This window comes from Desulfosporosinus sp. BICA1-9, assembly GCF_000802135.1.
Genome location: NZ_JUEE01000005.1, coordinates 1 through 10,111 on the forward strand (window position 1 = coordinate 1; position 10,111 = coordinate 10,111).

Here is a 10,111-nt window from a genome sequence, read left to right on the forward strand (position 1 = left end):
CATTGTTATACAGCGAAGAAGTTTCTTTCGCAGCATAGGATTCATTTTGTGGAAAAGGATATCAACCGTGATGATCAAGCCCGCGCGGAGTTAATCCGCAGAAACGTCAGCGGGGTTCCTTCTTTTCTGATTGGGGATGAGTTAGTAGTCGGATTCGATCAGGCACGAATTCTACAGCTAGTCGATCATCGGGTCATTGAATGCGAAAAATGCAAGACTAAGATGCGAGTTCCTATTAATAAAGGGACACTCCAGGTGACTTGTCCGAAATGTTCGTATTGCTTTAATACTACGCCGGAGAAAATTTAAACTGGTTAAGTAGGAAACCCGCTCAATGTAGCGGGTTTTATTACATGACATAGTAATCTGCTATTATACAAATATGTAACAAACCTACAAGATCCATTCCGTATCCAGTTGTTAAGGCACCAAAATCCGAGAAACATCTTGAGTTATTTCCATGAGCTTCACATCATTTACTGGATACCACCTGGCCCTGGGCATTATAAAGGACTCCGGGATCGCCATTGATAAGTTGGTGCACCAGGTTCCTTTGACACCAGGTTCCTTTGAAACACCGCCCTTACCCCACTGATATCTCGATAACTTCAACCCCTAAATCAATATTTGTACCCTTTACATTCCAACTTGCAATATTCTTCCATTCCAGAGCTCCTTTTTGTAGACGCTTGCACATAACTCAAAACAACGATAATAGCGAGACTTAAAACTAAAAATAACATTTAAATCACTCCTTAATATTTGTTGCATTATACAACTATATTCTCGAAAAAAATTATATCACTCTACGACAACATTCCGGACTCTTTGAAATTGCATTTAGTAGAAGAGTGAGACTTTCATTGACCTGATCTCTTCTTTCTTCTGGTATCTGGTTGAAAATATCTACCACATAGCCCGCCAGAGAATTAGTTAAACTCTGATTAATTAAAAGTCCTTGCTCCGTTAGATTTAAGTTTAGATACCGTTTATCTTCAATTGATTGGAGACTTTTAACGATCCCAGATTCAATAAGTCCTTGGACATGACGGCTAATGGTACTTTTCTCTAAACCTAACATATGTGCTAAATCATTAACAATGATTCCAGGATGTCTACCAATTTCATAAATGATATGGTTTTGGGCAGGGGTAATCCCACAGCACTGAGCCCCTTCCTTCTGTAAAAGACCTAGGCTACGAATTAGGTCATTCAACAAATCACTTAATCTCTCGACTTCAAGCCTTTCCATAACATCCCTCCTCTTAGTTGTAGTATATTATTTATAGTTGCAATATGCAACTATAAATTTAATGGGAATCCTTAATTTTTTTTGGTTCCAACTCCAATCCAAGAAGTATAATTGTCCTTATCTAAAATCTTATCAATGATATCGGCTGTTTGCTCTAAGCTTGACTTTGATTGATACCTACGAAACATTGGATTCTCAGATATTCTAGCAGACACCAATTGAGATAGCGTTATTTTGAAGAGTACATTAAGATTTTGTAAAGCCTTAATCCCATCTTCAGGAATAGGATGCCTTCCCCGCGTTATGTCAATTTCTCGTTGAAGATGCTTAATAGCCTCTGAAAAGATGTTAAAAGAACGTGAGGCTATTAAACTCTTCTGGTGACACAAAGAAAATTAAAATACAAAAAGAATAGGCCCCTCGTCAGGGGCCTTAAATCGAGATAATGTTATGGTGAGGCATAATCTAATTATTTTTTGAGGGTTTGTTTTGCTTCCAAATCAAATTTAACGGACTTCAGAGCATTTTCAATACTGATTAAGGGAGTAATCTCTGTCTCAAGAAAAGGAAATATAGGAGATTGGGATATTAATGTATGGAGTTCCTCGACGGACTCAACATCCCAAATAACACAACCACCTTTTCTACCGGCAATCATCCCTTGTGCCAAAATCTTCCCCTGTTTCTGATAGTTTATAACTTTTTCCCACCCTTGTACCATAATTTCTTTGACCTGTTGAGGTGGGAACGGAGGCAATTGTGTCAATTCGCTTTTAACAAAGAATAACATACTTAACCCTTCTTTCCATTTGATTTTGGCTGTTCATTTAGGAAATGCTTGAGCATCTTGCCTCACCATAGCAAGACAATCGGGTTGACAGTTTATCTTTTCAGTTTCAACCCGAAATAAAAAACAAGAGCAACCGTCCACCTTATTAGGTCTGGGTTGCTCTTGTTCCTTATTTGGGACTGAAAGACTGATTCTGATTCTCCTTCCACTTTTGAGGGAGAAATCGGAGCAGGAATAAAGAAAACCGGCACAAAGCCGATTCTAATCTAATAATAAATTTTAGAAATTAAGTGACTATGTATCGTCACTATAAACCTCGTAAGCAAGGTTACCTTCCATTTCCTTATATTCATAATAATAGCACTAAATGAATTTCTGTCAATAGCATTTGACGGAATAAATAAAAAGATTTTCCTAAATGCAAGCGTTGATATTGAACATACCTATTTCCACACCGAATATGAACCGAGGGATTATATTATCAAGTCAGTCATTCATGTACTTGATTACGAGAACTATTTCCATTCTTTCCTTCATCTTCCTAAAAAATTGCCATAAAAACAAAAAGCCAAACCGTCCTGGATCCGGCAACACAAAATCAAAATATATTCCCCTTTACGCCACATACTTTAAAAAGACTATATGTCTTATCAAAGCCGCTGATACCAAGGCTTTCACTCAACCCCGATATAGCACTATTATTGTCTCCACGTGCCCAGTCCACGGAAACATATCTCCTGATTATGTTCTAAATGGTATCTAATTCAATTTAATAAACTTTGCAGAGTTATTCAAATGGTACGTAAGGATTAATCATGGAAAATCCCAAAACTAATCCCCTCGTAATCGAGAGGATTAGTTTTAAAACGCTTGATTTATACGTATTAAATGCGTACAATATAACTAAGGGGTGAGGAAATGAAGCGGAAAGACTTAATAAAAAAGTTAACTGATAATGGTTGGTGGTTATTGAGAAACGGTGCAAACCATGATTTGTACACCAACGGAATATACAGTGAACCGATTCCTCGCCATAGAGAAGTTGATGAAAAGCTAGCAAAAGCTATCATCAAGCGACAGGGGCTAAACTAAGCCCCTAAACGCTTTGAAAATATGGAGGTGTTTTTTGATGAAAAAAGTATATCCTGTTGTTTTAACTCCGGCAGACGTAGGCTATGTTGTCTTTGTCCCTGATTTGCATATTAACACCGAGGGTATCGATGTAGCTAACGCCATCGAAATGGCCCGCGACGCGATTGGACTTTGGGGAATCTGTGAAGAGGATATGGGCCGGTCTATTCCATCACCATCTACTCTGCACCCTGTATGCGAAGCCAATGAGCTTGTTACCTTGGTAGATATTGATTTCGACGCATACCGCAGGGCAAACGATAATCGTACGATCAGAAAAAATTTGACGATTCCAAGTTGGCTGAACGTTCAAGCTGAGAAAGCTGGGATAAACTTTTCCCAAGTCCTACAAAGCGCTTTAAAAGACCAACTTGGCATTCAGTGATAAACAAATCAAAAATAATTAATCTCAAAATAATGTAGATCGAGTTAATTCGATCTACATTATCTTTTGTCTTTCAACTAATAAATCGAAGTATTTTATACTCGGGTTCGACTGTCTATAGGCAATTTTGCCAGAGGGCAAATCCTTTACCCGAACCACTATAGGTTTTTGACGTTTACCACTGAAAAGCCCCAAACTTAACTCGATTTTTCCGTTTTCACCAACCCGAAACCCGTCTTTTTTCCATTTAGTATTGAAATGCTTTTTTTCTTTGTACGGATACCGAATTTGGGTGAATCCCAATGATCTCGCTTTATGGGCATTTTCTCTAGCATCGATGTATTTTTCGTATACCGCCTGTATGGACTGACTGTGGATTGGGTATTGACCTTTGGTAGCTAAATGCAACGTCCCTCGGTCAATCCAGCTATCGGTTTTTTGAAAATGCTCTTTGGCCAATCCTAGACAATCATTCCAAACATTAGCAGATGTGCGATTACAGGCAAAGAGACGGTCAATGTTGTCTTTAGTAGTCAGGAATTTTGTCTTTAAGACTCGGATTATTTTGAACACCCCCTCCAATATTCTATACCCTTATTTTACCATAGGAAGAACAGTTTTGGAACGGGTGTTCTGGTAATATTTTGGGGCGGCGATTCATCTCACCACCTATAGAGGATGGGAGTCTTCTCGCCGCGCGATGATAAAAGACCTCTTCAGGTCTCTTATAATCTCTTCTAAACTTCTCCACGAGGAGCAATTTTGATGATACTAATTAATATGTTTTCATCATTCATCTTTGCTAAATACAATTCTAGATAAATTGAAGATCCATTAAGAATAATATAGCCGGGAAACTTTGTGTTTCCCGGCTGTATTATTTGTCCATGCTCATCACTAATTCATTAGCAATGTTTGGGCTATCCAGTCGCATGATACTTTCTTCAGCACTACCAAAACTCAAAAGATTGATACTCCCATACCACACGATTCGTTGGTCTATGAGTGCATATTTTTGGTGAATATTCGATTTGAAAACTAAGCTTACTCCAGCAACCTTCAATAGATCCAGCGCACCCTGTAACGCACTCGTATTCTTGTCCTTGAAATCTCCAAGTGACCGGGTTATGACGATAACTCTCACCTTATTTTCTAAGGCAACCTTCAGATGCTGCATCATTTGTAGAGTACGTCTCTTGGTAACAAAAGGGCTAACTATCAGAATTTCTCTTGCAGCATTGATAATATCATTAGTATAGACCGATAAAAAATTGCTCTTGTCAAAAATCACATTGATTGACTCTGATGTACTACTTTTCCCTTTTGCTTTATAACCAATCGTGGCATATCCGTTTAGCCGTTTATGGTACATCCGTTCAAGCATCCTTACATGGATATCCACATAGTCGTAGATTTGCACTTCATTTTTGTTTGCAAAGAGTCTGTGAAGCCTTCCTGCATATTGTTGCAAGGTGCCTTTCCAGGATATTGGCATCACTAAAAATAACGTGTCAAGGCGTGGTTCGTCAAAGCCCTCTCCAATGTATTTTCCAGTGGCAACAATTGTTAATTGCTTGTCAGCAGGTGTCTCTGATATTTGTGTCATTATCTCCCTAGTTTGTTTTACTCCCATTCCACCCGTTAAAGAGATCACTTCAGGAATTCTTTCACGCAGTTTCTTTAAAAGCAATTCGACATGCGCCGTTCTCTCAGTTAAAACAAGACAGTTTCTGCCACTTTCAAAGCTTCGAGCGATATCATCTACGATAAGCTGATTCCTAAATTCATTGACGACAATTTCGGAGTACAGTTCTTGAATCGATACATCCTTTTCATTCTTATCCAGAGGGACTCTAAGCGACGTAAACCTTGGAATGACATAATGCTCAAAGGGCCTTTTTGCTGCCTGTTTTTTGGCATCATCCTTGTATCGTATGGAACCACATTGCATAAATATGATCGGATGATGTCCATCTTTTCGTACAGGTGTCGCAGTTAATCCGTATACATATTTTGCATTTGAACTTTTAAGTACTTTCTCAAAGCTAAAAGCTGATATATGATGACACTCATCTACAATAATCATGCCATAATTTTTAACACAATCGTTCACGTCACCCATTTTATTCAAGGATTGCATGACAGCTATATCTATTATTCCATTCAAATTATTCTTGCCCGCTCCCAATTGCCCTATCGTGCTATTTGCCTTTTTTCTTCCTTTCTTTTTGATTTCGAACATGTCTGGAAGGGCTTCATTTATAGTCAAGAATTCTGTTAATCTTCTTTTCCATTGGGTTACCAAATTTACTTTATCCACGATAATCAGCGTATTAACTTTTCTCTCAGCAATCAGATTTATGGCAACCACAGTTTTCCCAAAAGCGGTTGTTCCAGAGAGTACTCCTATATCCTGTTTGAGCAATTGAAAAAGTGCCTGTGGTTGTTCGTCCCTCAAACTACCGTTAAATTCTACCTCGATGCTCCTGCCAGGGTTGGTTTCATCTATAAATTCAGGTTCAATCTTTAGTTCTGCGAAAAAAGACTTTAAGTCGGCTTCACACCCTCTTGGCAGACAGAGATAGTCTTCTGTTTCGTCAGAACATGATATTATTCTAGGTATTTCAAAGATGGGCAGCCGCATGGCCTGAGCCTTATAAAACTCTGGATTTTTGAAAGCTGCCAACCGTTTTAAATGGTTTAGCGCTCTTTGAGAAATGCCCGTTTTCGGGATAAACAGCATATTTGCTTTGACTATTGTTATTGATTGAGGAAAATCATTCATTGATAGTTTGATTATGTTTATATCCCAGGGCTTTTGTGGTTCTTCTTGATCATCTTTTTTCAAAATGCCAAGTTCATTTCCAGTGCAAAGTTTCGATATAAGACTTTCGACGTCATCTTCAGAGAGCTTTCGTAGGGTGGTCATGAATTCCCATTGATCCTTAAAAGGCTCAAAATTGTCATCGATAAAAACGCTGTTATTATGACTCCTTGCAGCTTTTTGCAAGGGCAAGGCAATTAAATTCCCAAAGCCGCCCATTGGCATAGTGTCCTGATTAGGAAAAAACCTGTCATAAGATTTAAAGGTAATCTCATGTCTTTTGTTCATGGCGTAGGTAAGGAGTGCGCTTCCGAGTTTCCTTGCTAAAGTAGCGGCAATAGGGCTTTCAAAGAAAATCCAAGCATGGGCTCCATTTCCTGACCTCGAGCGTTCAATGGCTATTGGAAAATCAAATTCTGAACATACTTCTCTAAGCTGTGAAATATCCTTCTGCCACTCTCCATCGTCAAAGTCAATCGCTAAAAAGTGACACGTATCATCAAGGCACAGCGGATATATTCCCGCAACTAAATTACCACGCCCTCGTAAATGATCGCCAATAGCCTTTTCGTCCAAACGGGCATAGGCCTTATTGGAGCAAGCGGTGCATTTTACCTTTGGTTTTCTGCACAGTTCAGTTTTCCATTCATTCAAACAGCACTGCGAATATCCACTCGTCCCCTTCTTTTTGTTTTCCCATCGTTTAGCAAAAACATCATCCCGGCCTTTAAAGAGTGACATAAATAACTCGATTTTGTCCTTGGGATCTGACATGCTGTTTATGTTTGATTGCAAAGTATTGCCTTCTGATACATGATTGGATACTTCTGTATATGTATCAGGTGTCGGAAATAAGCTATCCACAAACACATTATCAGAGCGTCCATCGAGAATAGCCCGATGTTCTGAAACACCGAGCTTAGTTTGTAAATTTGTTATTTCTTCTTTTAGATTGCCGTTCTCGAGCAACAACGCTTGATACTTTTCAAGCAGTTCTTCAAAGGTCATAATGCCACCCTTATATTACTTTAGCCTTCACATGAACCTTAGCCGTTCAAGTGCAATCTGTATAAACCCTTTTCCTATAATATACCATAATAAAAGTCTTATAATCTTGTTGTCTATTTTTTATAAGATTTTGTCTTTCGATTAGTTCCTCCTGGGTCTCAGCACTTCCATCTTCATGTATATTAGAAACGTCAAACTTCTCATCATCGAAAGCTCTACCGACTAAAATACTTCTATGACAATCAATTGGATCCTTTTCTGTACACATAAATTTGATTGGAACTAATTTTCTGACATAGAACCGCTCTTATCCCGGATAAATACCAATTCTGTTATGTTTGTTGTCATATTGTTATCCCCTTTTCTTCCTTGATGGTTAAAGGATAACAAAGTTAGGAGGCTAATGGGTCGCTTTCAGAACGACAATTAGCCTCCGATCAGAACTTGGTCGAAAGCAAACAAGGCTCGATAGCGATGGCAAAAGCTATGGCTGTGACCCTGCTGGGATTATAACCTTTTCCGCTGCGGATACTTACGCGATCTATTTCTTAACTTCCCAAGCACAAAACCTAGCATAACTGGCAGCGACAACTTGATAACCAGGGGTTCTACTTATTGCTCTCCATCTGGCTAAGTATAAAATCAAAAAAAGCGGTCCGCAAATAATAACCTTCGGACAAGCAAAATCATAGACTATACGGACAAGCCGAAATTCAAGCGACTTGTCCATGCGGTTAACTTTCACAACCGCCGGCGGCAAAACGTTTGCGATTACAATCCCCAATCCGAGGGTAGACCTGCAGCAGGCTGAGGTTATGGCCGTGATGGACTCGATTATTGCCAGTGATCTATTCCTTACGTCCAGCGGCGCGCTGACCGGAATACGGGACATTAAGGTTATAGATACCACAACCAACGACCTTTTCGACCCCCCTCCGCATCTCCCACGCTTTACGGGTACTTCACACGAAAATGAACTGTACTTTTTAAATGATCCTTGGCATTTAGCCTGGAAAGGTTGGGTGGCTGTAGACGAGAAGTTGAATTCCTTTTTATCATGGGAAATGATTTTTTCTCCGCTCGGGGATAGAAATAAGTCGCTAAATTGCCAGTATAAATTCGACATAATATCTCAACTGAGGTCAAAGAACTCAGCAAAGAGGCAATTTCTAAATCAGGAATCAAAGATATACGTCTTCCGAATTTGCCCGATATTAGATAATAGCAAATGAAAAGACCCCGCTGTGGAGGTCTGAGTCTTTTCTTCCATGTATTAACTCAAGTTCATTTACTAAGTAATTAAAAGTATTTTCATCCATTTTCATAATATAATCGTCAGGCTTAACTACACTCATAAGATATTCATTAGGATATCTTAATAAAAATAAACCTTTTACCCATGATGTGAAGTGCCATTATTGCGCCAATTTAAAATTGGGATCTTGAATTGATCGTAATAGGAGGGAGGATCACTTGGAGGTTGAGAAGTAGTTGATACTAAAATAAATAGTTCGTCTGCTGTACCACCAATAATTATTGCTGGTCTTCTTTTGCTGCCCTCTGGATCATCTTCAAATTCAACATCTAACCAAAAAATATCTCCAATTTTAAAGTTCATTCTTTATCTATCAATCCTCATATATATAACGATGTGCAGGATCATTTTTGTCTAACTGTACTTTACCATTTTTAATTTTGGGGCTTATAGTTATCTCTTTTAGTTTTTTCTCAGATAAAGTCAAACCTTTATAAGTATTTTCTTTTTTTTCAGCTAATGCCGACATATTATTTCCCTCCTCTGAGGCTCTACTATTAGTACTATCATTATTGCCATTAATTACATCTTCGTCACGACCAACATCTTGATCGCGACCGATCTTCTTGTCCATATCTTACCACCTTCTAACTGGCTATTCAATAAGTATTATGACTAGTTTTACCAACTTAGAAGGAGATAATCAATTAATTGCAAAATACAAAAAAGCTGTGTGATGGGCTCGGAATCAAAGGAGGCGCCTTTTGAACTGCATCCAGTTCTTTAGACACCTCTTTCTTCGTCTCTTCATTCCCGAACACTTCAGATAAATCATGAGTGGTTTCAGGCAGCATGTCAATCCCCAGCTTCTCCCTCAATACCTCCCGCATGTCCTGCGCAGAAATCGGCCTGCCTTTTTTCCCCAATTGGAAGAGCCAGCTGGGAAACCCGATGGCTTTTCTGGCGAATTTGGGACCGTACATGCGCCGGTACTCCTGCAGATCGGCCGCTACCGAAACAACAACAGCGTCCGCCGCAATTTCCCAGCCTGAAGTATCCGAAGCTTCGGGGATGTGCTCATGCTCTCTGTCCATTATATAAATGAAACCCCAGCCTGGGCCCGGCCCAGTAATAAGCCTGGATAAAATTCTCCCCTTCGATGGCGCAGCCCGGCAGGTCCGGGAAAACAACCGTATATTTGCCGCTTATTTTATCCCGCTCAATAATGGCCGGGAAAACATATTTCCTCTTCATCATCCACCATTCCTTACTGCGTATCTCCGCCAGGACGAGCTTGCCTGCTCCACGTCTCATCCTTAAGCCACACATTCAAAAGATCGTAAACTTTATTCTTATAAGTGATATACGTCTCCTTGTCATTGGGGGCGATTTGGAGCAGCTCATGCTTTACTTCCTTAATGGTTTTATCCAGGTTTTCACAGAGGAAGGCGATATGGTTGGCCCTG

At 39.4% G+C, this 10,111-nt stretch carries 11 protein-coding genes and 3 pseudogenes; 5 read left to right on the forward strand and 9 right to left on the reverse strand.

Annotated elements, in window-relative coordinates; all coding sequences use genetic code 11:
• Positions 1-309 (forward strand): glutaredoxin family protein (locus JL57_RS00345; RefSeq protein WP_034140065.1); only part of this gene is annotated, 309 nt, incomplete at its 5' end.
• A gap of 487 nt (positions 310-796) precedes the next feature.
• Here the strand turns inward: JL57_RS00345 and JL57_RS00350 are convergent.
• Both JL57_RS00350 and JL57_RS00360 read right to left on the reverse strand, forming a co-directional pair.
• On the reverse strand, positions 797-1,252 hold the full coding sequence (locus tag JL57_RS00350) for a MarR family winged helix-turn-helix transcriptional regulator (protein ID WP_034140066.1): 456 nt from the start codon (positions 1,250-1,252) through the stop codon (positions 797-799).
• 469 nt (positions 1,253-1,721) lie between these two features.
• Positions 1,722-2,042, reverse strand: a complete 321-nt coding sequence (locus tag JL57_RS00360) for a muconolactone Delta-isomerase (protein WP_034140068.1) — start codon at positions 2,040-2,042, stop codon at positions 1,722-1,724.
• A gap of 918 nt (positions 2,043-2,960) precedes the next feature.
• Between JL57_RS00360 and JL57_RS00365 the strand changes: the two genes are divergently transcribed.
• Together JL57_RS00365 and JL57_RS00370 are read left to right on the forward strand one after the other, a co-directional pair.
• Positions 2,961-3,134: a type II toxin-antitoxin system HicA family toxin gene (locus JL57_RS00365; protein ID WP_034140069.1), complete on the forward strand. Its 174-nt coding sequence runs from the start codon at positions 2,961-2,963 to the stop codon at positions 3,132-3,134.
• 37 nt (positions 3,135-3,171) lie between these two features.
• Positions 3,172-3,558: a type II toxin-antitoxin system HicB family antitoxin gene (locus JL57_RS00370; RefSeq protein WP_034140070.1), complete on the forward strand. Its 387-nt coding sequence runs from the start codon at positions 3,172-3,174 to the stop codon at positions 3,556-3,558.
• Between the two features lie 54 nt (positions 3,559-3,612).
• Here the strand turns inward: JL57_RS00370 and JL57_RS00375 are convergent, their stop codons facing one another.
• The gene (locus tag JL57_RS00375) at positions 3,613-4,131 is read right to left on the reverse strand and encodes a hypothetical protein (RefSeq protein WP_291299534.1); all 519 of its coding nucleotides are present in this window, start codon (positions 4,129-4,131) and stop codon (positions 3,613-3,615) included.
• A 304-nt stretch (positions 4,132-4,435) separates the two neighbouring features.
• The gene (locus JL57_RS00380) at positions 4,436-7,390 is read right to left on the reverse strand and encodes a TOTE conflict system archaeo-eukaryotic primase domain-containing protein (RefSeq protein ID WP_034140071.1); all 2,955 of its coding nucleotides are present in this window, start codon (positions 7,388-7,390) and stop codon (positions 4,436-4,438) included.
• Between the two features lie 728 nt (positions 7,391-8,118).
• Between JL57_RS00380 and JL57_RS00390 the strand changes: the two are divergent.
• Positions 8,119-8,325, forward strand: a pseudogene (locus JL57_RS00390) (DUF2922 domain-containing protein); the annotation flags it as partial.
• A gap of 36 nt (positions 8,326-8,361) precedes the next feature.
• A pseudogene (locus JL57_RS33140) lies at positions 8,362-8,622 on the forward strand (D-alanyl-lipoteichoic acid biosynthesis protein DltD); the annotation flags it as partial.
• 161 nt (positions 8,623-8,783) lie between these two features.
• Here the strand turns inward: JL57_RS33140 and JL57_RS33145 are convergent.
• From JL57_RS33145 to JL57_RS00410, 5 genes and pseudogenes are all read right to left on the reverse strand, one after another.
• Positions 8,784-9,008, reverse strand: a complete 225-nt coding sequence (locus JL57_RS33145) for a hypothetical protein (protein ID WP_291299535.1) — start codon at positions 9,006-9,008, stop codon at positions 8,784-8,786.
• A gap of 10 nt (positions 9,009-9,018) precedes the next feature.
• Positions 9,019-9,279: a hypothetical protein gene (locus JL57_RS00400; RefSeq protein ID WP_034140073.1), complete on the reverse strand. Its 261-nt coding sequence runs from the start codon at positions 9,277-9,279 to the stop codon at positions 9,019-9,021.
• A gap of 73 nt (positions 9,280-9,352) precedes the next feature.
• Positions 9,353-9,739 carry a hypothetical protein gene (locus JL57_RS33150; protein ID WP_291299536.1) on the reverse strand — a complete coding sequence of 129 codons (387 nt, stop codon included), beginning with the start codon at positions 9,737-9,739 and terminating at the stop codon, positions 9,353-9,355.
• On the reverse strand, positions 9,723-9,959 hold the full coding sequence (locus JL57_RS33155; protein WP_291299537.1) for a type II toxin-antitoxin system HicB family antitoxin: 237 nt from the start codon (positions 9,957-9,959) through the stop codon (positions 9,723-9,725). Before JL57_RS33155 ends, JL57_RS33150 begins: the two co-directional genes overlap by 17 nt.
• A pseudogene (locus tag JL57_RS00410) lies at positions 9,913-10,111 on the reverse strand (preprotein translocase subunit SecA); the annotation flags it as partial. The gene JL57_RS33155 and the pseudogene JL57_RS00410, both read right to left, overlap by 47 nt.